Raw genomic sequence first — 22,816 nt, 5'->3', positions numbered from 1 at the left:
TCGGGCCGCAGCTCGATGGGCACCCGCCGGTTGCCCGTCCGTTCCTGATCAGATCGGGCGCGCGCGGATCAGGTGAGGGTGCGGGTGACCCGCTCCGTCGATTGACGGTCGGCCAGGCGCGCCGGGTCCGGGTGGGCGCAGAGCACCATTGTGGCGCCCGCGCTCAGCGGGGCCAGCAGCCAGTCGAGCGGGTCCGGGTGCCGGTCGACGTCCACCAGGAGCCGGTCGGCCGGAGAGATGCCGAGTTCGAGGACGCGGTCGGCGGCTCGGGTACGTAGCGCGGTGTGGTCGGGCCCGCCCGGCGGGTACGCCGTGAAATGGTCGCCGTGCGCGCGTACCTCGGTGACGTAGTCCGCGAAGCCTGCCGGCACCTCCCGCAGTGGGAGCGCGAAGGGGTGCAGCGCCAGTGCGTACCGGTCACCCGCCGGCCAGGCGTCAGCCTCGGCGAGACGGTCGGTGGCGGCGAAGAGCACGTCCACCTCGCCCGGTTGCTCGGCGAGCGCCGACCCGGCCGGCTGAACTGCTGACCTGGCCGGTCGGACCGCCGACCCGGCCGTCCGGACCGTCAAGCCGGCCGACCAGCAGCCGAGCAGCACGGCAGCGCTCTGCCAGTGCGGCGGCAGCAGCACCGCCGCGGTGTCGCCCGGCCCGAGGGCCAGTTCGTCGACGAGCAGGTTGGCCGTCTTGGCCACCCAGTTCGCCAACGTCGCGCCGGAAAGTTCGGTGCGCTCGCCGGTCGCGTCGTCGTACCAGGTCAGCAGCGGGCGGTTCGGGTCGCTCGCGATCGCGTCGGCGAAGACCCGGGCAATGTTGTCGGCCATCGGCGCGAACGATACGCGCCCGTCGGCCGTACTCGATGGCAGCGACAAGTCGGCGTACCGTCGGGTCGCAGTCAGCGTCCGTGCCCGGCTCCGGCGTAGGCTTGCCGGAGTGTTGTTCCCCACAGTCCCGCCACCACAAGGAGTCGCCCCGTGACCGCCGGTCGCCCGCCCCGCGTGCTCATCGACGCCACGAGTGTTCCCGCCGATCGCGGCGGCGTCGGTAGATACGTCGACGGCCTGCTCGGCGCCCTCGGCAAGGTGTGCGGATCGGCGGTGGACCTGGTGGTGGTCAGCCTCCGCACGGATCTGGAGCGCTACCGCCGGATGCTGCCCGGCGCGGAGATCGTTCCAGCGCCGGCCGCTGTCGCGCACCGGCCGGCCCGGCTGGCCTGGGAGCAGACCGGCCTGCCCCTGCTCGCCCAACAGGTCGGCGCTGAGGTGTTGCACTCACCCTTCTACACCTGCCCCCTGCGCGCCGGCTGCCCGGTCACCGTGACGGTGCACGACGCGACGTTCTTCACCGAGCCGGAGCACTACGACAAGTCCCGCCGCACGTTCTTCCGCAGCGCCATCAAGACCTCGCTGCGGCGCGCCGACCGGGTGATCGTGCCCAGCAAGGCCACCCGCGACGAGCTGATCCGGCTGCTGGACGCCGACCCGACCCGGATCGACGTGGCTTATCACGGTGTGGACCATGACGCCTTCCACGCGCCGGGTGACGAGGAGAAGGCCCGGGTCCGCGCCCGCCTGGGGCTCGGCGGCAGCAGTTACGTCGCGTTCCTCGGGGCCAAGGAGCCCCGCAAGAACGTGCCGAACCTGATCCGTGGCTGGGCCCGGGCGGTCACCGACCGGCAGGATCCACCCGCGCTGGTGGTGGCCGGTGGGCAGGGGCACGACGAGGACATCGACCGCGCGGTGGCCGAGGTTCCCTCGCACCTGCGGTTGCTGCGCCCCGGCTACCTGCGCTACGGCGACCTGCCCGGCTTCCTCGGCGGCGCACTGGTGGCGGCATACCCCTCCTACGGCGAGGGGTTCGGGTTGCCCATCCTGGAGGCGATGGCGTGCGCCGCCCCGGTGCTCACCACCCCCCGGCTGTCGCTGCCCGAGGTCGGTGGCGACGCGGTGGCGTACACCAGCGAGGATCCTGACCAGATCGCCGCCGACCTGGCCGCGCTGCTCGACGACGAGCCGCGCCGGCTGTCACTGGCCAAGGCCGGCTTCGACCGGGCGAAGGAATTCACCTGGGGGTCCAGCGCCGAGGTGCACATCGCGGCGTGGACCAGGGCGCGGGCCTGAGGTCGGCAACCGAGGCGCCCGGTCCGGGTGGTTCGGGCATGATGTCCTGGTGATCTATGTCGTCATTCCGGCCGGTGGCAGCGGCACAAGGCTGTGGCCGCTGTCCCGCGCCGGCCACCCCAAGTTCCTCCACCCGTTCACCGGTACGTCCGCGTCGCTGCTCCAGGCGACGGTCGAGCGGCTGGGCCCGCTGACCACTGCCGAACGCACAATGGTGGTCACCGGCGCCGCGCACGCCGCGGCCGTGGCCCGCCAGCTGACCGGTCTGCCGGAGGAGAACATTCTGGTCGAACCGTCGCCCCGGGACTCCTGCGCCGCCATCGCGCTGGCCGCGGCGGTGATCGCCGTACGCGACCCGGACGCCGTGATGGGTTCGTTCGCCGCCGACCACCTGATCGGTGAGCCGCAACGGTGGGTGGACACCGTCCGGGAGGCGGTCCGGGGCGCGGAGCAGGGGCTGCTGATGACGGTCGGGATCACCCCGACCCGGCCGGAGACCGGCTACGGGTACCTGCGGACCGGCGAACCCGTCGCTGGTGGTCCGATGCGCCCGGTGGTCGAGTTCAAGGAGAAGCCGAGTGCCGAGGTGGCCGAGACGTATGTGCGGTCGGGCCACTACCTCTGGAACGCCGGCATGTTCGTCTGGCGGGTGTCGGCATTCCTCGCCGAGTTGGCCCGCCAACAGCCCGACCTGCACGCCGGGGTCACCGCTATCGCGAGGGCGTGGGGTTCGGACGAACAGGACGACGTGCTCGGTTCGGTCTGGCCGACGCTGACGAAGATCTCGGTGGACTACGCGGTGATGGAGGGCGCGGCCGCGGCCGGCCGGGTGGCGACCGTACCCGGTGACTTCCGGTGGAACGACGTGGGTGACTTCCACACCCTCGGCGAGGTGCTGCCGGCGGATGCCGACGGCAACGTGGTGCTCGCGGGCGACGTGAAGACCGAGGTGCTGCTGCACGACAGCAGCGGCATGGTGGTGGCACCGCAGGCCGGTCGGCTGGTGGCCGCCGTCGGCGTACGTGACCTGATCGTGGTCGACACCGTGGACGCGTTGCTTGTCTGCCCGCGGGACCGCGCCCAGGACGTCAAGTTGATCGTGGACGAGCTCAAGAGACGGGGCGAGGACAAGCTCGTCTGAAGGCTGCCAGGCCCGGCGTGACGAGCCGGGCCGTGCCGCCGGCCAGCGGATGCGGTAGGTGCTGCGGTGGGAACCAGCCGAGCGCCTCGGACTCGACGCTCACTCGTTCGGTCGCTCCGGCCGGAGCGAAGACGGCGAACCGTACGTCGTGGTGCAGTGACCCGCCCTGGCAGGCCACCGGGTGCACGTCCACGTCGATCGGCGTCGGATCGATCCGCAGGCCGCTGATGCCGGATTCCTCGGTGGCCTCCCGCAACGCCGCGCCGGCAAGCGTCCGGTCACCGGGCTCGCAGTGCCCGCCCAACTGCACCCACTTGTGGAACTTTCCGTGCAGGCAGAGCAGCACCTGGGTGCCGGTCGCGTCGAACACCAACGCGCTGGCGGTGACGTGGCCGGCCCGGTGCTCCCGGCTCATCGCGACCGGCCCGGCGCCGAGCAGCTTGAGGGTGCTGTCGCTGGCCTCCGCCGCGTCCGGACCCGTCGGCGTCCAGTCGGTGAGCACCGCCACGGCGTCGGCGTGCAGCGCCGTCCAGTAGTCCGCGTCGCCGCGCGGGGAATCGTTCACCAGTTCGGGCGTCGACAACTGCCGCTCCTTCCGTCCGTGCCAGCGTACGGGTGCTGGTGGGTACGCTGGTGCGGTGCGTCGGAGCGGCGCGGATGTGCCGGAACCGAGCCCAGCGAGATCGGGCGGCACCACCTGCGGAATGTGAGCCGCAGACCCTCGTATGGCACCGCCCGCTCGCGGGCACCCAGCGGGGCGGACACGTTCGACGTGGGTCGCCCCCTGCGGCACGGGAAGCATGGCGGATTCACATGTTGGGCGTCGAGGTCTTTTAGCTGAGGCTTAACTGCCCGAGGCTGACGTGGCCGGGTAGAGTTCGAAGGTCGCCGGGTGACCCCCCAGCCGGGCGACGGGAGTCTGCCCATGCTGAGGATTCATTTCTCCGGCGAGGACATCCTCCGGACCCGGGTGGCTCCGGCGGCTGATCCGGTCTGGGAAGTGGTGCTGAGCCTGCATCTGCTGCCCGGGCGCAGCCGTGACCCGCTGCTGGCCGGTTGGCGCCGCGAGGTCTCCCGTGGGCTGCGTCGCCAGGTGGACTCCGAGGCGCTGCGGCTGCTGTCCACGTTGAGCCCACCGCGCGGCTACTTTCCGGACTTCCTCACCCCGTACGACAGTGTGCACGGTTTCGAGGCGGGGATGGAGGCGCTGCGGCGTACCCCGGTGACGTTGCTGCACCGCGATCTGACGCTGCTCGCCAACAGCAACCGGAACCTGCCCGCCGGTGTCGCCGCCATCGCGCGCGGCGAGCCGGAGGCGCTGACCCGTCTGACGGAAACGATGGGTCGCTACCGGGAGCTCGCTCTCGGCCCGTACTGGACCCGGGTCCAGGGGGCGGTGGAGGCCGATCGTGCCCGCCGCGCCCGGGCCATGCTCGACGGTGGCGTCGAGGGGTTGCTGACCACGCTGCGGCCGGGCCTGCGCTGGGAGTCGGGCGTCCTGGAGATCCCGACCTATCCGCGGAGCCGGGAACTGCATCTGGGTGGCCGAGGGCTGCTGCTGGTGCCGTCGTTCTTCTGCGCGAACACGCCCGTCGCGCTGCTCGACCCGGAACTACCGCCGGTGCTCGTCTACCCGGTCGACAAGCTGGGTGGGCTGACCGGGGACGTGCCCGGTGCGGGCGACACCGGCCGCGAGGCGCTGGCCGCGCTGCTCGGTCGCACCCGCGCGGCGGTCCTCGCCGCCAGCGACGACGGCTGCACCACTGGCGAGCTGGCGCGCCGGTTGCACATCTCGGCGGCGGCGGCCAGCCAGCACACCACAGTGCTGCGGAACGCGGGGCTGCTGGTCAGCCACCGTGACCGCAACACCGTCCTGCACACCCTCACCCCCTCGGCCGCGCCGTGCTGAACCCCTGAGGTCCCAACCGCGAGGGGGCGAGTCAGAGGGCGAGGGTGGCGGCGGCGGTGGTGCCACCGGGTGGGGGGAGGAGCTGGGTGGGGACGCCCGCTGTCGCGAGGGCGGTGCGCAGACGTTGCACGTCGGTGCCGAAGCGGACCAGCTGGAACGGGCCCACCGGGGTGGGTGGGGAGCAGAGCACCAGGCCTGTCGCGTGAGCCGGCCAACCCGGCACGATGGCGACAAGTGCCGTGCGTACGCCATCGTCGGTGATCTGGGTGAAGACCGTGCCGGGCGCGATCACGTCGGCGACCGAGGCGATCGCCCGGTCGACGGCGGCCGGGTCGGGTGCGGCGTCGCCCGGGTGGTCCGGCAGGGTGGCGGCGGCGGCCAGGCCGGCCGCGGTCGCCTCGGCCGTGCCGAGCGAGAACAGGTCCATCGAGGCGTCCCGGACCAGGACCCGCGCACCTTCGCCGTCACCTGACAGCGGCGGCGTCAGGTAACCACGGATCACCGCGACCGGCATCTGGTCACACTTGCCCTTGATCAGCTCGCCTGCCGCGGCCAGCTCGTCGATCACCGCCATCTGGGTCAGCACCAGCTCGTTGCCGTACGGGTCGACCTCGCCCCGGTGGTCCCGGATGGCGTCCATACCGGCGACGCCGAGGGCCACGTCGGTGAGGCCGTTACGCCAGGGGCGACCCATCGTGTCGCTGACCACGATCGCCACGTCCACGCCGTACCGCTCGCGCAGACCGGTACGCAGCGCGCGGGCCGAGGCGTCCGGATCCTCCGGCAGCAGCACCAGCCGGGTCTTGTCGACGTTTGAGGCGTCGATGCCGGCGGAGGCCATCACGAAGCCGTGGCGGGTCTGCACGATCCGGGTCGCGCCGCGCGCGGCCACCACCCGTACCGTCTCCGCAGCCAGTACCTCGTCCCGGACGACCTGCCGATCCGGACCGTCGGCGGGTACGTCGACAAGTCGCCCCTCGGCCTTCGAGATGATCTTGCTGGTGACCACCAGCACGTCCCCGTCACGCAGCCAGGGCGCCGCGCTTCCGATCAGGACCGCCAGGTCGTCGCCCTCGGTCACGTGCCCGATGCCGGGTACCGGCAGGATCTCCAGTCTCACGTCAACTCCACCGCGGCGCGGACCATGGCCGCCGTCGCCACCTCGTCGGTCATCAGCAACGGCACCGCGCGGACCGTCACGTCCGGCACCACTGTCGCCGCGTCCTCCTCGGCCACCAGCCAGCCGTCGAGCAGACCACCGGTGGCCCGGCTGCCGTACATCCCGCCGACCCCGGCAGCGGTGCACGCCACGCCAACGACCGCCAGGCAACTGTCGGCCATCCCGCGAACCGGCGCACCACCGATGATCGGCGACACGCCCACCACCGGGGCGGGACCGTCCGTCACCGCCTCGCGCAGACCCGGTACGGCCAGGATCGGTGCGATGCTGACCACCGGGTTGCTCGGTGCCACGAGCACCACGTCGGCACCGGCGATCGCCTCCGTCACGCCGGGCGCCGGCTTCGCCGACTCCGCCCCGACGAAGACGAATCTGTGGGTCCGGATCCGCGCCCGGTACCGCACCCACCACTCCTGGAAGTGGATCGCCCGCTGGCCACCGTCGATGGAAGCGGGGCCACCCTGTCCGCCGGTCGCGTCGCCGGCGACCGGGGAGCCCGCAGGCTCGCCGGCCCCGCTGACGACCACGTGCGTCTCCAGGCGGTCGTCGGTCGCCGGCAGCAGGCGTACGCCGGGCTGCCAGCGGGTCGCCAGCGCCTCGGTGACCTGGTGCAGCGGATAGCCGGCGTCGAGCATCGTGGTGCGGACCAGGTGGGTGGCGATGTCCCGGTCACCCAGCCCGAACCAGCTCGGCTCGACGCCGTACGCGGCCAGTTCGTCCTTGACCGTCCAGCTCTCGTCGACGCGCCCCCAGCCCCGCTGCGGGTCGGCACCGCCGCCGAGGGTGTACAGCACGCTGTCCAGGTCCGGGCAGACCCGGAGCCCGTGCAGCCGTAGGTCATCGCCGACGTTGACCACAGCGGTCACCTCGGCGCCCACCTCACGGGCGTACGCCCGCACCCCCAGCAGGAACCGGGCACCGCCGATTCCGCCGGTCAGAACCACGATGCGCATCAGCCCATCCTCGCCTACGTGACGCCTGCGGCAGGCAGGTGCCTCGGGAGACTAGGCTCACGTCGGCATCTGTCCGCTTTCGCCCCAGGGAGAGTTCGTGACCAGCCCCGCCGAGCCCCCGCCCACCGACCCGACCCCGGCCCGACAGGTGACCGGGCCGCTGCGTGAACTCGTCGCCCTGGTGCTGCTGGGCGCGAACGCCGTCTTCCTCTTCGTGGGGTTGATCCGGCTGTTGACGCCGCAGGGTGCCTACAGCACGGTGACCGGACGCGCCGCCAACTCGTTCTTCGCCTTCATCGGCATCGAGGCGGTCGTGCTGCCGTTGCTGGCGGTACTGCTGGCCACGCATCTGGCCCCGACCGTCGGGCGGGCGAAACTGATCACGCAGGTGGCGCTTGTCGAGTACGCGGTGAGCGCCGTGCTCGGCGGTCTGACCCTGTTGATCTGGGTGGTCGGCCGGCTGGCCGAAGCGCAGCTCTTCGACGCGATGACCGGCCTGCTCACCCGGGTCGCCTGGGTGGCGTTGTTCGCGGCAGCCGGGTACGTGGTGTGGAGCGTGTGGCAGCGGCTCTACCACGTGCCCCGGCCCAAGCCGGAGCCCGGCCTGTACGGCACGCCGCAGCAGGGCTGGCCGCAGCCGGGTGGCCCGGGTCAGTTCGGTGGCCAGCCCGGCCATCAGGGTGGCGGTTGGATGCCGCCCGGCCAGTCACCGGGTCAGTCGGGCGGTTGGTCGGGGGGCGACCGGGCCGCCGGCTACCCGGCCGGCCACCCCGGCACCGGTCACCCGGGCCCGGGGCAGCCGTACCAGTCCGGTGCCGGCCAGCCCGGCGGCTACCCGGCGGGCGGCGCGACCCAGGGCGGGCATGGCCACCAGGGCGGGCATGGCCACCACGGCGGTCAGGGCCAGCAGGGTCACCAGGGCGGTCAGGGTCAGCCGGGCTGGCCGGTCGCCGGGCAGACGCCCTCCGCCGGCGGGCCGCCCGAGTCCCCGCACACCTGGCCGCCGCACGGTCAGCCGGCGGTGCCACCGCAGGCGGCGGCACCGTCCTCGCCGGCCGCGCCGCCGTTCGGACAGCCGGCCTCGACCGATCCGACCCAGAGCATCCCGCGCCAGGGCGACCCGGCCGGGAGCATCCCGCGCCCGGGCGACCCGGCCGGTGCCGCCGAGCCGACGCAGGCGATCCCGCACCAGAGTGCCGAGCCGACTCAGGCGATCCCCCGGTCGGTCGACGGTGACGCCGGCCCGTCGGATTCCCGGTCGGGTGACGCGGAGGCCGACCGCACCCAGCGGATCGACCCGGGGGAACAGCCGCGCTGAGCGAGCCCCGCCAGGACACGTGCGGTTGCCCACGGGCGGGGGCCGGACCGGACCGCAGCGCATAGGCTGAGCGGATGGTTGATCAGAGCGAGCGTGGGCCGGGTGACGGCGGCGTACGGCGGGCACTGCGCCGCGCCGCCACCGGGCGGGCGCTCGACGTCGACGAGGCGTCGATCCTGCTGACCGCCCGGGGCGCGGCCCTGGACGAACTGCTCGGCATCGCCGGTGCGATCCGCGACGCGGGTCTGCGGGACGCCGGCCGGCCCGGCGTGGTGACGTACTCGAAGAAGGTCTTCATTCCGCTCACCCGGCTTTGCCGGGACCGCTGCCACTACTGCACGTTCGCCACGGTGCCGCACCGGCTGCCGGCGGCCTTCCTCGACCGCGACGAGGTGCTGGCCATCGCCCGGGCCGGCGCGGCACAGGGCTGCAAGGAAGCTTTGTTCACCCTCGGTGACCGGCCGGAGGAGCGGTGGCCGGCGGCCCGCCAGTGGCTCGACGAACGCGGCTACGGCTCCACCCTGGACTATCTGCGGGCCTGCGCGGTGGCGGTGCTGGAGGAGACCGGCCTGCTGCCGCACCTGAACCCGGGCGTGCTCTCCTGGGCGGAGCTGCAACGGCTCAAGCCGGTGGCGCCGAGCATGGGCATGATGCTGGAGACCACGGCCACCCGCCTGTGGTCCGAGCCCGGTGGTCCGCACTACGGCTCACCGGACAAGGAACCGGCGGTGCGGTTGCGGGTGCTCGACGACGCCGGACGGGTAGGCGTTCCGTTCACCACCGGCATCCTGATCGGCATCGGCGAGACGCTCGCCGAGCGGGTCGACGCGATCTTCGCAATCCGGCGTACGCAGCGCGAGTACGGCCACCTCCAGGAGGTGATCGTGCAGAACTTCCGGGCCAAGCCGGACACGGCGATGCGCGGGATGCCCGACGCCGAGCTGCACGACCTCGCGGCCACCGTGGCGGTGGCCCGGGTGCTGCTGGGCCCGAAGGCCCGCATCCAGGCCCCACCGAACCTGATCGCCGGCGAGTACGACCTGCTGCTGCGGGCCGGTATCGACGACTGGGGTGGCGTCTCCCCGGTGACCCCGGACCACGTCAACCCGGAGCGTCCCTGGCCGCAGCTCGACGAACTGGCGGCCCGCACCGCGACGGCCGGCTTCACGCTGCGGGAGCGGTTGACCGTCTACCCGGAGTACGTCCAGGCCGGCGATCCTTGGCTGGACGCCCGACTGCTGCCGCACGTGACAGCGCTCGCCGACCCGACGACCGGGCTGGCGGTCGAGGCGGCCCGCCCGGTGGGCCGGCCGTGGCAGGAGCCCGACGAGACCTTCGGTGGGCGGACCGACCTGCACGCCACGATCGACACGGCGGGGCGTACGGACGACCGGCGGGGCGACTTCGACCACGTCTACGGCGACTGGGCGGAGGTAGCCGCGAAGGCGGCTGTGCCTCCGGCGCGGGCGGGTGTCGAGGACGGTCCGGCACCCGAGGCGGGGTCCGCTGTCGAGGCCGGCCGGCAGGCCACCGCCGGCTCCGGCGACGCCGACCTGCGGGCCGGGTTGCGGTTGGCCGCCGAGGACCCGGCGGCGCTGTTGGAGGCCCGGCACACCGAGGCCGCGCTGGCGCTCTTCGGCGCGGACGGCGCGGCCCTGGACGAGTTGTGCCGCACCGCCGACGAGCTGCGCCGCACCGCCGTCGGTGACGACGTGACCTACGTGGTCAATCGCAACATCAACTTTTCCAACGTCTGTTACGTGGGCTGCCGGTTCTGCGCCTTCGCCCAGCGGGAACGGGACGCCGACGCGTACCGGCTCTCGGTGGAGCAGGTCGCGGACCGGGCGCAGGAGGCGTGGGAGGCCGGTGCCGGTGAGGTCTGCCTCCAGGGTGGCATCGACCCGAAGCTGCCGGTGACGATCTACGCCGACCTGGTCCGGGCGATCAAGGCCCGGGTGCCGCAGATGCACGTGCACGCCTTCTCCCCGATGGAGATCGTCACCGCCGCCGCCAAGGCCGGTGTGTCGGTGCGGGACTGGCTGGCCGGGCTGCGCGAGGCGGGACTGGACACCATCCCGGGCACCGCTGCGGAGATCCTCGACGACGAGGTGCGCTGGGTGCTCACCAAGGGCAAGCTGCCGGCCGCCGCCTGGGTCGAGGTGGTCAGCACGGCCCACGAGCTGGGCATCCGGTCCAGCTCGACGATGATGTACGGCCACGTCGACCATCCCGCGCACTGGTTGGCGCACTTCCGGGTGCTGGCCGGGGTGCAGGACCGCACCGGCGGGTTCACCGAGTTCGTGGCGCTGCCGTTCGTGCACACGAACGCCCCGATCTACCTGGCCGGCATCGCCCGGCCCGGCCCGACGTGGCGGGAGAACCGGGTGGTGCACGCGATGGCGCGGGTGCTGTTGCACGGCCGGATCGACAACATCCAGTGCTCCTGGGTGAAACTGGGCGACGCCGGCACCGCGGAGCTGCTGCGCAGTGGCTGCAACGACCTGGGCGGCACGCTGATGGAGGAGACGATCTCGCGGATGGCCGGCTCCGGCAACGGGTCGGCGCGCACCGAGGAACAGTTGCGGGCCATCGCGGCGGCGGCGGGCCGACCGGCGCGTAGGCGTACGACCGCGTACGGTCACATCACGGCCTAGCGTCGAACCTTCGCCCGCCGCCGGACGTACCTGTCGATGCCGGCGGCGGCTCGGCGAGGACCGCCGCCGGCACCCCTCTCGGGGGCCCGGCGTGGTCTGTCGTGACCCCCGTCCGTCATCGCGGAGCGTGCGCGCCGCCGCCGGAAAGGTTGGTCATGATCATTGAGAAGCGTAAGCGGCGTTTGCCGAAACTGACCCGCCGCCAGACGATCACCGCCGCGGCCAGTGCCACCCTCGGCGCCGCCGCGCTCGCGGTGCCGGGGCTGTCCCTGGCCGGTGACGGCGACGACAAGGCGGCGGCCGGCCCCGACGAGACGATCGTCGTACATCTGCGTGACGCCCGGTCCGGCACCATGGACGTGTTCGTCGGCCAGTCCCGCATCGAGGTACGCGACCGTGGCCTGGCGGACCGGCTGCGTCGCGCCGCCGCCCGGCGCTGAGCCCGTGCCGACCCGCCCCTGCGCCGTGCCGCCCGTTCGCCTCGCAATCGCGCCGCTCGCCGCGACCGTGCCTGCCGACCGGCGCGTCGTGCCTCGCCGCCGGCCCTGAGCGTTTCCGTCGTCCGCCGCAGTGCGCGGGTTCGGCGTTTCCCGGCGGGCCCCGGTGCCCGGCCGGCCATCCCGATTGATTCTTTCGCCCAGTGAGGGGGGTCCGTCATGTCTTCACACCGCGAGGCACCGGAGATCGCCAAGGATCCGGTCGCCGATTCCGCCGACCTGTACGCGTTCGTCACCCCGGACCGCCCGGAAACGGTGACGCTCATCGCCAACTACGTGCCGCTGCAGTTGCCGTCCGGCGGCCCGAACTTCTTCGAGTTCGGCGACGACGTGCGGTACGAGATTCACATCGACAACGACGGCGACGGGCGGCCGGATGTCACCTACCGCTTCGAATTCACTACCGAGATCACGAACCCGAACAGTTTTCTCTACAACACCGGTCCGATCGACTCGCTGGACAGCGCGAACTGGAACCGCCGGCAGTTCTACAGCCTGACCCGGATCGTGCGGGGCAAGGAGGAGCGGCTGGCTCGCAAGCTGCCCTGCCCGCCGTGCAACGTCGGTCCACTGTCCACTCCCAGGTACGGAGAGCTGGTGCGCCAGGCCACCTTCAAACTCTCCACCGGCGAGCGGGTGTTCGCCGGCCAGCGCGCGGACGGGTTCTTCGTGGACCTCGGCGCGATCTTCGACCTGGGTACGCTGCGGCCGTTCCAGCAACTGCACGTCGCCGGGAAGAAGATCTTCCAGGAGGCGGGCGAGCCGGTGAACGCCACGGACCGGTTGAACGTGCACAGCCTGGCGTTGCAGGTGCCGCTGGAGCGGGTGCGCCGCCGCGCCGACCGCTACCACTGGCAGGAGCCCGCCTCGGTCATCGGGGTGTGGACCTCGGCGTCCCGCCGGCAGGTGCGGGTGCTCGGCGACCGGGTGGCGGCCGACACCAACGCCGGACCGTTCACGCAGGTGTCCAGGTTGGGCAACCCGTTGTTCAACGAGGTCATCGTGCCGATGGCGCAGAAGGACCTGTGGAACACCCTGCCGCCGTCCGAGGACAAGCGGTTCGCCCAGTTCGTCGAGCGGCCCGAACTGGCGGCCCTGCTGCCGGCGCTGTACCCGGACGTCTTCCCGAACCTGGACAAGCTGAACAGGTCGAAGAAGGCCCGCGCGGACCTGGTCGCCATCCTGCTCACCGGCATCCCCGAGGGGCTGATCGACGGCTTCACCAACAGCACCGGGGACCTCCAGGCCGACATGCTGCGGCTGAACACCGCGATCCCGCCGGCCCGCCGTCCCAACAGGTTCGGTGTGCTCGGTGGCGACCTCGCCGGCTTTCCTAACGGTAGGCGGGTGACCGACGACGTGGTGACAATCGCGCTGCGCGCCATCGCGGGGCTGACCGTGCCGCTTGTGGACCGGAAGTTCCAGCCGGACGAGGCGGCGGGGGCGGTGACGCCGGGGCTCAGCGCGGCCGACGTGACCGCGCCGTTCCTGCGTAACTTCCCGTTCCTCGGTACGCCCTACGACGGGTTCAACAATCCATCGGCGCAGTCCTGACGCTGGAGGTGGGAGAGATGACCGGACACGAGCATTCGCACACGTACGGCCCCTCGGGAACCGGGACCGTCGTCCTCGACCTGGGCGGCGACACCGGCGCGCTGATCATCTACACCGGACGGCAGCTGCTCGGTCGGGAGATCGAGGTGAGCCGGGTCGACCGGGACGGCGAGCCGCGTACGCACTCCGCCGTGCGCGAGCGTCGGGTCCAGGACGGCACGTTCCACAGTGCGGTCTACCCGGACCTTCCGGCGGGGGTCTATACCGTTTGGTGGGACGACGACACGCCCGTCGGGTCGGTCCCAGTGGCGGGCGGCGTCGTCGCCGAATTCGCGTTGCCGACCAGCGTAACCACGACAACCGACTGACCGTCGCCCCTTCTTGCCCACCGCGTCCCGTCCACAATGTGGACGGGACGCGGTCGTCGTTCACCCGCTCGGCGGGCGGGGTTGGCGAAGTCGGGATAACCTTGCGGCTCAAGATCAACGGATCTTGGTGAATGGCTTCTCCGGTGTCGGCGCGAAGCTCGATCACTCCTGTGGCGCCTTGCGCGCCACGGGAGAAAACTCGGGCAACTCGCCGGGGAGGGCGTTACTCGGCCGGGGTCTGAATCGATAGGGCAGGGCGAGACCGGGTGGTACTGACGGCCGTCCGGGACGCGTGTCGGGAGGGCGACTCCATTATCAAGTTTGGCTTGACGGCGCACGCATTACACGCGTGTAATTTGAATGGGGTTGTTCGCACGGAACGCACGATAACCGGACCGGACGGACAAAAGCACGCCTTTCGCGTGGGGGGTTGCAGCGGCGACGACGCCGGTGCGCGACAAGGAGGCAACTGAATGGACGGCCAGCTCGAGGCGGCCGACCTGCTCGGAAACGCGCCGGAGTGGCAGGAGCGGGCCCTGTGCTCGCAGACCGACCCGGAGGCGTTCTTCCCCGAGAAGGGCGGCTCGACCCGCGAGGCGAAGCGCATCTGCTCGCGGTGCGAGGTCAAGACGGAATGCCTCGAATACGCTCTCGGCCACGACGAGCGGTTCGGGATCTGGGGTGGGCTCTCCGAACGGGAGCGGCGCAAGCTCAAGCGCCGGGTGGCCTGATCCGACGTGGGCGGGACGGTTGGGGGCCGTCCCACCCGGATCGGCCGGACCCTGCACGGACCGATTCAGGGCTGAGCCTGCCGCGATCAGGCCAGCTCGTCCGGGTCGACGCCGAGCAGGTTCGCCACCTGCTCGATGATGACGTCGTGGACCAGGTCGGCGAGATCCTCCCGGTCCATGGCCCGGAACTCCAGCGGTCGCCGGTACAGCACGATGCGGGGCGGCACCTCCTGGCGGCCGGGTCGCCCGGGCAGCAACCGGGCCAGCGGCACCTCGCCGTCCTCCAGCACGTCGGAGTCGTAGACGTTCAGATCGGGCGGGACGTCCTCGACAGCGAACTCGACCCCGGCCAGCTCCTTGGCGAACCGGCGCTCCAGCGTCTCGACGGTGTCCAGCACCAGATCGTCGAAGATCTCCGCCTTGGTCCGCGCCAACGGCACCGTGGCCGGCACCAGCCGCCCACGCAGGCCGCGCCCGTGTCGGTCGCGGTGCGTCCGCCGGCCGGTGCCGGGGCGGCGGTTCTCCGGGCTCGTCATGAGCCACAGACTAGCTCCCGGTCCACCCCGAGCCGGGTCAGCGCCGACCACCTGGCGCGTTGTGGCACCGGACGGGAAATGTGATCACCAAGACGGGCGTGTCGTAACGCGAACCGGTGCGCCGGAGCCGGTAATGGAGATACCCTGCGCCGGTGAGGTCACCACGGCGCTGCTCCCGCAACGGCTGCCCCCGGCAAGCGGTCGCCACGCTGACCTATGTCTACAACGAGTCGACAGCCGTCGTGGGTCCGCTGGCCGCCTTCGCCGAGCCGCACACGTACGACCTCTGTGAACCGCACGCCCGTAGCCTGACCGCCCCGCGCGGTTGGGAGGTGGTCCGGCACGAGGGCGAGTTCGAGCCGCCGCCGCCCACCACCGATGACCTGGTAGCCCTGGCCGAGGCGGTCCGCGAGGCCGCCCGCCCCGCCCCCCGTCCACCCCAGGACGACCAGAGCCACCCCACCGCACCCCCCGCCGGCTCGCCCACCTCCCGCCGTGGCCACCTCCGCGTCATCCCACCCACCCACTGACCCCCTCGCGGGTTAGAGGCGGGACCAGGCGTCGGTGAGTACGGTTCGCAGGATCTGCTCGATCTCGTCGAACTGTTGCTGCCCGGCGATCAGTGGTGGGGCGAGCTGCACCACCGGGTCGCCGCGGTCGTCGGCGCGGCAGTAGAGGCCGGCGTCGAAAAGGGCGCTGGAGAGGAAGCCCCGTAGCAGCCGCTCCGACTCGGCCTCGTTGAACGTCTCCCGAGTCGTCTTGTCCTTGACCAGCTCGATGCCGTAGAAGTAGCCGTCTCCTCGTACGTCGCCGACGATCGGCAGGTCGTGCAGCTTCTCCAGGGTGGCGCGGAACGCCGCCTCGTTGGCGCGTACGTGCCCGACCAGGTCCTCGCGGGCGAAGACCTCCAGGTTGGCCAGGGCCACCGCGCACGAGACCGGGTGCCCGCCGAAGGTCACCCCGTGGGCGAACATGCCGGTCTCGGTCAGGAACGGCTCCATCAACCGGTCGCTGGCGATCATCGCGCCGAGCGGCGCGTAGCCGGAGGTGATGCCCTTGGCGGTGGTGATGATGTCGGGCTGGTAGCCGTAGCGCAGCGCGCCGAAATACTCGCCGAGCCGGCCCCACGAGCAGATCACCTCGTCGCTGACCAGCAGCACGTCGTACGCGTCGCAGATCTCCCGGACCCGCTCGAAGTAGCCGGGCGGCGGCGGGAAGCAGCCGCCCGAGTTCTGCACCGGTTCGAGGAAGACCGCCGCCACGGTGTCCGGCCCCTCCCGCTCGATGGCCCGCCCGATCTCCTCGGCCGCCCACCTGCCGAACGCCACCGGGTCGTCGCCGTGCTCCGGCGCACGGTAGAAGTTCGTGTTCGGCACCTTGATGCCCCCCGGCACCAGCGGCTCGAAGTCGGTCTTGATGCCGGGCAGCCCGGTGATCGACAGCGCGCCCATGGAGGTCCCGTGGTACGCGATGTACCGGCTGACCACCTTGTGCTTGGTCGGCTTACCGACCCGCTTGAAGTACGCGCGGGCCAGCTTCCAGGCCGTCTCGACCGCCTCGGAGCCGCCGGTGGTGAAGAAGACCCGGTTCAGGTCGCCGGGGGTGAGTGCGGCGATCTTCTCGGCCAGTTCCACCGCCTTCGGGTGGGCGTACGACCAGAGCGGAAAGTAGGCAAGCTCGCCGGCCTGCTTCGCGGCGGCCTCGGCCAGCTCGGTGCGCCCGTGGCCGGCGTTGACCACGAACAGCCCGGCCAGCCCGTCCAGATAGCGGCGGCCCTGCGCATCCCAGACGTACGTGCCCTCGCCGCGCACGATCATCGGCACCTCTGTCTCGGAGTAGCTCGCCATCCGGGTGAAGTGCATCCAGAGGTGGTCTGTGGCGTTGGCCATGTCAGCCCCATCGGGTCTCGGGCCGGTCAGGGGTCACCGGCCGCTCGTGCCACGGTTATCCCACAGCCTCACGCCTGAAGGCAAGTGCTATCGGTTGAAGATCGGCACTTACGCAACGGATTTAATGTTCCTGGACGGCTATAAGCAACGGAATCCGCACTGCGGCCGACCGCTCCTCTGCGCCCCGACCGACCCCCGGCTGTCGTCGCCGACCCGGCCGGAACGTTGCCGGAGTGCTCGGGGGGGAGGTGCCAGGGAGAAGGCGGACCAGTGGCAGTTGGATGGCGTGGCGGTGTCGAGGAAGGCGTGGATGGGCCGGCGTCGGGTGGATGGGGGCGTGGCGGTGTCGAGGAAGGCGTGGGTGGACCGGGGCCGGGCGGATGGATGCGGCGGCGTCGACGGAGGCTTTGGCCGATGGTTCGGTCACGGCCGCCGCCATCCGGATCGACCGTGATCGGTGCCGTTTCCAGGGCGTCTCGGGGGCATCTGGAGCGCATCTCGGATGCGCGAAACAGTCCTGTCCGCAACACGCCGGTAGTGGGCGGACACGGCCACCCCTGGTGACTAGCGTGCGCCGGAGTGTGATGCGAGTCGGGAGGGCGCGATGGGCAACGGTGCGGCGGGCAACGAGGCGCTGCGGGTGGCGATGGCGGACAAGGGTGAGACGGTCGAATCCCTGGCCGGCAAGGTGGGCGTCGACCCGAAGACGACCGCGCGCTGGCTGGCGGACGGGCGGATTCCGCACCCGAGGACCAGGATCGCGGTGGCCAACCTCCTCGGGCGACCGGCCAGGGAACTCTGGCCGGAGCCGTTCCGCCGCCGGGATCTGCCCTGGTTCCGGGAGTGGGCGGAACTGGAGCAGGACGCCCGGTCCATCCGGTGGTACGAGCCGCTGCTGGTGCCGGGCCTGCTCCAGACCGAGGCGTACGCCCGGGCGGTGCTGGCCACCGGCGGCCTGCTGTCGCCGACGGAGGCCGAGGAGATCGTGGCGGCGCGGCTGGCCCGGCAGCGGGTACTGGAGCGGGATGTTCCGCTCCAGTTCATCGCGGTGCTCGACGAGGTGGTGCTGCGTCGGCGGGTGGGCGGCGAGCGGGCGGTGATGGCCAGGCAACTGACCCACCTGGCTGACCTGGGCGAGCGAGAGTGCGTGCAGGTCCGGGTCATTCCGGCGGAGAATCCGTGGCACACCGGCCTGGCCGGGCCGTTCGTGCTGGCCCGGATGGCGGACGGTGCCGAAGCGGCCTATCTGGACAATCAGCTTCGCGGTCAGGTGGTGACCGAGAGTGCCGACCTTGCTAGCCTGGGCGCGAGATGGGAGAGCGTCACGGGTGAGGCGCTGCCCCGTCGAGGGTCCATCGAGCTGATCAGGGAAGTGGCGACGACATGGACATGACCGACGCCCGCTGGCGCACCGCCACTCGCAGCAGCAACAACGGCGGTGCCTGCGTCGAGGTGGCCGACAATCTGCCCGGCCGCATCCTGGTGCGCGACAGCAAGGACCGGGCCGGTGGCACCCTTGCCTTCACCCCCGGCGCCTGGCGGGCCTTCGTCGCCACTGCCGCACGCGGTACGGACTGAGCCCCCGCTCGCTCTCGGCCTGCCAGAGCTGGTGGCCGCACCCGGCTCCGTCGCCGTCGGATGCGGCATGTCGCGGTCTCACGGGACCCGGATGGCGCGGGATGCGGCATGTTGAGTGGATCAAACCGTCGGGGTGGGTGCCAAGGCGGCGCGGGTCAGGCGGTGCCCCAGCTGTAGGTCTGCTTGCGCAGCTTGAGGTAGACGAACGCCTCGGTCGACAGCACCCCGTCGACCGCCCGCAGTCGTTGCAGGATCTCCAGCAGGTGCTCGTCGTTGCGGCAGACCACCTCGGCCAGGAGGTCGAACGAGCCGGCGGTGATCACCACGTAGTCGACCTCGTCCAACTCGGCGAGGCGGTCGGCGACGCTCTCCAGGTCACCGTCGGTGCGTAGCCCGATCATGGCCTGCCGGGGGAAGCCCAGTTGGAGCGGGTCGGTCACCGCGACGATCTGCATCACTCCGGCGTCGAGCAGGCGCTGTACGCGTTGGCGTACCGCCGCTTCGGAGAGCCCCACCGCCTTGCCGATCGTGGCGTACGGGCGGCGGCCGTCCTCCTGCAACTGCTCGATGATCTGCTTCGCCACGTCGTCGAGCAGGGCGTGGCTGGCGCCCTCGCGCACGCTGACCCGGCGTCCACCGTTGCCGCCGTCCTGCTGCCGGTTCGTCATCGACCGCTCCCCATGTCCGTCACCGGGGTGAGCCTAGCGTCATCGGTCACTCTGGCGTAATTCGTCGTGAGGAGCTATCCCGGCAACGGAATCCCTTGTGAGTGAGGTTCTCTCATGTCAGGATCAGTCGTCTATCGCCACTGACCCTCCAGCCTCAGCCGGCGCGCCCGCCCCCGTCCCGGCGCCGACGATCACCCATAGGAGTCGTCATATGCGTAGTGCCTACCGACCCCTCACCCGGCGTGGTCTGCTCACCGGCACTCTCGGCTCGGCCGCGCTGCTCGCGGCGGGCGGCACCCTGGCCGGCTGCGGCACCCCTGCCGCTCAGCAGACCGAGGAGGGATGCGTCAGCGAGGATCTGTCCGGCACGGAGAAGACGCTCGCCTTCTCCAACTGGCCGCAGTACATGGACGTCGACGAGGACGACGAGTCGAAGCGTCCCAGCCTGGACGGGTTCGTCAGCAGGACCGGCATCCAGGTGACCTACACCGAGGACGTCAACGACAACAACGAGTTCTTCGGCAAGGTGCAGAACCAGCTTGCCGCCTGTCAGAGCACCGGACGCGACATCATGGTGCTCACCGACTGGATGGCCGCCCGGATGATCCGGCTCGGCTGGATCCAGAAGCTCGACAAAGCGAAGCTGCCGAACGTCGAGGCCAACCTCCTGCCGTCGCTGCGTAACCGCCCCTTCGACGCCGACAACCAGCTCGCCGTGCCGTGGCAGTCCGGCCTCGCCGGACTGGCCTACAACGGCCGGGTCACCGGGGAGATCCGTACCGTCGACGAACTGCTCACCCGCCCCGACCTCAAGGGCAAGGTGACAGCGCTCAGCGAGATGCGCGACACGATGGGCCTGCTGTTGATGTCCAACGGCCACAACCCGGCGGACTTCACCGCCGCCCAGTTCGACGACGCGCTCGCCAAGCTCAAGCGGGCCGTGGACTCCGGCCAGATCCGCCGCTTCACCGGCAACGACTACGCCCCGGACCTGGCCAAGGGGGACATCGCCGCGTGCGTCGGCTGGTCCGGCGACATCATCCAGCTCGGCTTCGAGGACGAACGGATCAGGTTCGTGGTGCCCGACTCCGGCGTGATGCTCTGGTCGGACAACATGCTGGTGCCGAACCAGGCCAGCCACAAGGCCAACGCCGAAGAGCTGATCAACTACTACTACGACCCGGCGGTCGCCGCCCAGCTCGCCGCGTACGTCAACTACATCTGCCCGGTGCAGGGGGCGCAGGCGGAGATGGAGAAGATCGATCCGGAGCTGGCGGCGAACCCGCTGATCTTCCCGGACGAGGCCATGCTCGCCAAGTCCCGGGTCTTCATGGCCCTGGACGAACAGCAGGAACGCGAGTACGAGACCAAGTTCCAGCAGGTTATCGGAGCGTGAGATGGCGCGGGAGACTCCGGCCGGCGACCTGAGGCTGGCCAACCTCACCAAGACCTTCGGCGCCTTCACCGCGGTCGACGACCTGAGCCTGACAGTTCCGCAGGGCTCGTTCTTCGCCCTGCTGGGCGCGTCCGGCTGCGGCAAGACCACCACGCTGCGGATGGTCGCCGGGCTGGAGGAACCGACAAGCGGGCAGGTGCTGCTCGGTGACCGGGACATCGCCCGACTGCGACCGTACAAACGACCTGTCAACACGGTGTTCCAGAGCTACGCCCTCTTCCCGCACCTGGACATCTTCGAGAACGTCGCATTCGGGCTGCGGCGGCGCGGCATCCGCTCGGTCGACGGCCAGGTGCGCCAGATGCTGTCCCTGGTGCAGCTCGACGGGTACGAGCGACGCCGTCCGGCTCAGCTCTCCGGCGGCCAGCAGCAGCGCGTCGCGTTGGCCCGGGCCCTCATCAACCACCCGCAGGTGCTGCTGCTCGACGAGCCGCTCGGTGCGCTCGATCTCAAGCTGCGCCGCCAGATGCAGATCGAACTCAAACGCATCCAGACCGAGGTCGGCATCACCTTCGTGCACGTCACCCACGACCAGGAGGAAGCCATGACCATGGCGGACACGGTCGCGGTGATGAACGCCGGCCGGATCGAACAACTCGGCGCACCGGCCGAGATCTACGAGTTCCCGGCGACCGCCTTCGTGGCCAACTTCCTCGGCCAGTCCAACCTGATCGCCGGTGACGTCTCCGGCGGCAGCGGGGACGACCTGCTGGTCACCGCGCACGGCGCGCGGTTCTCCGTGCCGTCGGCGCGGTCCCGCACCGACCAGGGCCCGGTCTTCCTGGGCGTACGCCCGGAGAAGCTGCACCTGGTCGGGGCGGCCGTGCAGGTGCCCGGCGGCAACCAGCACCTCGAAGGCGTCGTCACCGACGCCTCCTACGTCGGGGTGAGCACGCAGTACCTGCTGCGCACCGGCTGGGGCACCGAGCTGAGCGTGTTCGTCGCCAACAGCGGGGCCCAGCAGCGCTTCGCGGTCGGCGAGCGGGCCGTGGCGTACTGGGATCCGCGGCACGCCTTCCTGCTCGGCCGGGATGCCGACGACCCCGACCGGACCGCCCCGGTCCTGGACGAGCCGGTAGGTGCGTCCTCATGAGCCGGCGAAGCGAGGTGCTCCGGTGAGCGCGAGGAGTGAGCCGGTTCTGCGAGCCCCGCAGTCGCGAACGAAGGCGGTGCTCCGGTGAGCGCGAGGAGTGAGCCGGTTCTGCGAGCCCCGCAGTCGCGAACGAAGGCGGTGCTCCGGTGAGCGCGAGGAGTGAGCCGGTTCTGCGAGCCCCGCAGTCGCGAACGAAGGCGGTGCTCCGGTGAGCGCGCTGGCTCACGTACCCGTCGGCTCCGGGCAGTCGGCGTCGCCGCCGCCGGCTGCCCGATCGGGGCGGTACCGGCTCCTGCCGTACCTGCTGTTGCTGCCGGGCGCGGCCTGGCTGGTCCTGTTCTTCGCCGTGCCGTTGGTGCAGCTCGCCGCAGCCAGCCTCTACGACCCCACCGGCTCGATCTCCACCGGGTACGTGCTGACCTGGGCGTTCGACAACTACCCGACGGCGTTGCAGGCGTACTGGCCGCAGTTCGCGCGATCCTTCCTGTACGCCGGCATCGCCCTGGTGCTGGCGTTGCTGATGGGCTACCCGCTGGCGTACGCGATCGCGCAGAAGGCCGGCCGGTGGAAGAACCTGCTGCTGGTCTGCGTGATCGCACCGATGTTCACGAGCTTCCTGGTGCGCACGTTGGCCTGGAAGACGATCCTGTCGGACAACGGCTGGCTGGTCGGGCTGCTGCGTGACGTGCACCTGCTCGGGCCGGACGGGCGGCTGCTGGCCACCCCGATCGCCGTGGTGCTCGGCCTGACGTACAACTTCCTGCCGTTCCTGGTGCTCCCGCTGTACGCGAGCCTGGAACGGCTGGACTACCGGCTGCTGGAGGCGTCGAGCGACCTGTACGCGAGCCCGCTGAAGACGTTCCGGCGGGTCACCCTGCCGCTGTCGATGCCCGGCCTGATCGCCGGCACCCTGCTCTTCTTCATCCCGGCGACCGGCGACTACATAAACGCGGAACTGCTCGGCACCCCGAACGAGTACATGATCGGCAACGTCATCGACTCGGCGTTCCTGGTCCGGCTCGACTACCCGCAGGGTGCCGCGCTGTCGTTCCTGCTGATGTCGGCGATCCTCGCGGTGGTCTTCGTCTACCTGCGCCGCGCCGGCACGGAGGACGTCCTGTGAGCGCGAGGAGTGCAGCGCAGCGGAGCCCCGCAGTCGCGAACGAAAGGCGGG

22 protein-coding genes are annotated in these 22,816 nt (G+C 71.2%); 15 read left to right on the top strand and 7 right to left on the bottom strand.

Annotation, left to right across the window (positions count from 1 at the left end):
- Positions 1-68: 68 nt before the first annotated feature.
- Positions 69-821, bottom strand: coding sequence for a TIGR03089 family protein (locus CLT74_RS17480; RefSeq protein ID WP_099847493.1), 753 nt, complete (start codon positions 819-821; stop codon positions 69-71).
- Positions 822-971: 150 nt separating this feature from the next.
- Here CLT74_RS17480 and CLT74_RS17475 point away from each other — a divergent pair, with 150 nt between their 5' ends.
- A complete protein-coding gene (locus CLT74_RS17475; protein WP_099847492.1) occupies positions 972-2,117 on the top strand; it encodes a glycosyltransferase family 4 protein in 1,146 nt (381 codons plus the stop codon).
- 49 nt (positions 2,118-2,166) lie between these two features.
- Entirely contained in the window at positions 2,167-3,258 is a 1,092-nt protein-coding gene (locus CLT74_RS17470) for a sugar phosphate nucleotidyltransferase (RefSeq protein WP_099847491.1), read from the top strand.
- Here the strand turns inward: CLT74_RS17470 and CLT74_RS17465 are convergent.
- Positions 3,227-3,841 (bottom strand): NUDIX hydrolase, encoded by a 615-nt coding sequence (locus CLT74_RS17465; RefSeq protein WP_486582384.1) that lies wholly within the window; start codon positions 3,839-3,841, stop codon positions 3,227-3,229. The two genes, CLT74_RS17470 and CLT74_RS17465, sit on opposite strands and share 32 nt — an antisense overlap.
- 342 nt (positions 3,842-4,183) lie before the next feature.
- Between CLT74_RS17465 and CLT74_RS17460 the strand changes: the two genes are divergently transcribed.
- Entirely contained in the window at positions 4,184-5,167 is a 984-nt protein-coding gene (locus CLT74_RS17460) for a winged helix-turn-helix domain-containing protein (protein ID WP_486582383.1), read from the top strand.
- A 31-nt stretch (positions 5,168-5,198) separates the two neighbouring features.
- On the opposite strand, the gene CLT74_RS17455 is transcribed toward CLT74_RS17460, so the two are convergent.
- A complete protein-coding gene (locus tag CLT74_RS17455; protein WP_099847490.1) occupies positions 5,199-6,287 on the bottom strand; it encodes a coenzyme F420-0:L-glutamate ligase in 1,089 nt (362 codons plus the stop codon).
- Positions 6,284-7,300, bottom strand: coding sequence for a 2-phospho-L-lactate transferase (locus CLT74_RS17450; protein WP_099847489.1), 1,017 nt, complete (start codon positions 7,298-7,300; stop codon positions 6,284-6,286). Before CLT74_RS17450 ends, CLT74_RS17455 begins: the two co-directional genes overlap by 4 nt.
- Before the next feature lie 97 nt (positions 7,301-7,397).
- On the opposite strand from CLT74_RS17450, the gene CLT74_RS17445 reads away from it, so the two are divergent.
- The 6 genes from CLT74_RS17445 to CLT74_RS17420 all read left to right on the top strand — a co-directional run bounded on the left by CLT74_RS17445 (position 7,398) and on the right by CLT74_RS17420 (position 14,422).
- The gene (locus tag CLT74_RS17445; protein WP_099847488.1) at positions 7,398-8,618 is read left to right on the top strand and encodes a hypothetical protein; all 1,221 of its coding nucleotides are present in this window, start codon (positions 7,398-7,400) and stop codon (positions 8,616-8,618) included.
- Positions 8,619-8,692: 74 nt separating this feature from the next.
- Positions 8,693-11,272, top strand: a complete 2,580-nt coding sequence (locus CLT74_RS17440) for a bifunctional FO biosynthesis protein CofGH (RefSeq protein WP_099847487.1) — start codon at positions 8,693-8,695, stop codon at positions 11,270-11,272.
- 155 nt (positions 11,273-11,427) lie between these two features.
- Complete coding sequence (locus tag CLT74_RS17435) at positions 11,428-11,712, top strand: hypothetical protein (RefSeq protein WP_099847486.1); 285 nt, start codon at positions 11,428-11,430, stop codon at positions 11,710-11,712.
- Between the two features lie 216 nt (positions 11,713-11,928).
- A complete protein-coding gene (locus CLT74_RS17430; RefSeq protein ID WP_099847485.1) occupies positions 11,929-13,323 on the top strand; it encodes a DUF4331 domain-containing protein in 1,395 nt (464 codons plus the stop codon).
- Positions 13,324-13,340: 17 nt separating this feature from the next.
- Positions 13,341-13,691 carry a phospholipase gene (locus CLT74_RS17425; RefSeq protein WP_099847484.1) on the top strand — a complete coding sequence of 117 codons (351 nt, stop codon included), beginning with the start codon at positions 13,341-13,343 and terminating at the stop codon, positions 13,689-13,691.
- Positions 13,692-14,164: 473 nt separating this feature from the next.
- Positions 14,165-14,422, top strand: a complete 258-nt coding sequence (locus tag CLT74_RS17420; RefSeq protein ID WP_092380743.1) for a WhiB family transcriptional regulator — start codon at positions 14,165-14,167, stop codon at positions 14,420-14,422.
- 86 nt (positions 14,423-14,508) lie between these two features.
- On the opposite strand, the gene CLT74_RS17415 is transcribed toward CLT74_RS17420, so the two are convergent.
- Positions 14,509-14,958: a metallopeptidase family protein gene (locus CLT74_RS17415; protein WP_099847483.1), complete on the bottom strand. Its 450-nt coding sequence runs from the start codon at positions 14,956-14,958 to the stop codon at positions 14,509-14,511.
- A gap of 152 nt (positions 14,959-15,110) precedes the next feature.
- Between CLT74_RS17415 and CLT74_RS17410 the strand changes: the two genes are divergently transcribed.
- The gene (locus CLT74_RS17410) at positions 15,111-15,488 is read left to right on the top strand and encodes a DUF3499 domain-containing protein (RefSeq protein ID WP_099847482.1); all 378 of its coding nucleotides are present in this window, start codon (positions 15,111-15,113) and stop codon (positions 15,486-15,488) included.
- 12 nt (positions 15,489-15,500) lie between these two features.
- On the opposite strand, the gene CLT74_RS17405 is transcribed toward CLT74_RS17410, so the two are convergent.
- Positions 15,501-16,847, bottom strand: a complete 1,347-nt coding sequence (locus CLT74_RS17405; RefSeq protein ID WP_099847481.1) for an aspartate aminotransferase family protein — start codon at positions 16,845-16,847, stop codon at positions 15,501-15,503.
- Between the two features lie 604 nt (positions 16,848-17,451).
- On the opposite strand from CLT74_RS17405, the gene CLT74_RS17400 reads away from it, so the two are divergent.
- Positions 17,452-18,240 (top strand): Scr1 family TA system antitoxin-like transcriptional regulator, encoded by a 789-nt coding sequence (locus tag CLT74_RS17400; RefSeq protein ID WP_099847480.1) that lies wholly within the window; start codon positions 17,452-17,454, stop codon positions 18,238-18,240.
- Positions 18,231-18,425, top strand: a complete 195-nt coding sequence (locus CLT74_RS17395) for a DUF397 domain-containing protein (protein ID WP_099847479.1) — start codon at positions 18,231-18,233, stop codon at positions 18,423-18,425. Before CLT74_RS17400 ends, CLT74_RS17395 begins: the two co-directional genes overlap by 10 nt.
- 155 nt (positions 18,426-18,580) lie before the next feature.
- On the opposite strand, the gene CLT74_RS17390 is transcribed toward CLT74_RS17395, so the two are convergent.
- Complete coding sequence (locus tag CLT74_RS17390; protein ID WP_099847478.1) at positions 18,581-19,093, bottom strand: Lrp/AsnC family transcriptional regulator; 513 nt, start codon at positions 19,091-19,093, stop codon at positions 18,581-18,583.
- 211 nt (positions 19,094-19,304) lie between these two features.
- On the opposite strand from CLT74_RS17390, the gene CLT74_RS17385 reads away from it, so the two are divergent.
- The 3 genes from CLT74_RS17385 (at position 19,305) to CLT74_RS17375 (ending at position 22,765) form a co-directional block, all read left to right on the top strand.
- The gene (locus tag CLT74_RS17385) at positions 19,305-20,489 is read left to right on the top strand and encodes a polyamine ABC transporter substrate-binding protein (protein ID WP_099847477.1); all 1,185 of its coding nucleotides are present in this window, start codon (positions 19,305-19,307) and stop codon (positions 20,487-20,489) included.
- Position 20,490: 1 nt separating this feature from the next.
- A complete protein-coding gene (locus CLT74_RS17380; RefSeq protein WP_099847476.1) occupies positions 20,491-21,642 on the top strand; it encodes an ABC transporter ATP-binding protein in 1,152 nt (383 codons plus the stop codon).
- Positions 21,643-21,850: 208 nt separating this feature from the next.
- Complete coding sequence (locus CLT74_RS17375; protein ID WP_099847475.1) at positions 21,851-22,765, top strand: ABC transporter permease; 915 nt, start codon at positions 21,851-21,853, stop codon at positions 22,763-22,765.
- Positions 22,766-22,816: the final 51 nt, after the last annotated feature.

The sequence above is a fragment of the Verrucosispora sp. CNZ293 genome (genome assembly GCF_002754655.1).
The sequence above is the reverse complement of the archived record's forward strand: the minus strand, read 5'-3'. Positions and strand labels throughout refer to the sequence as shown.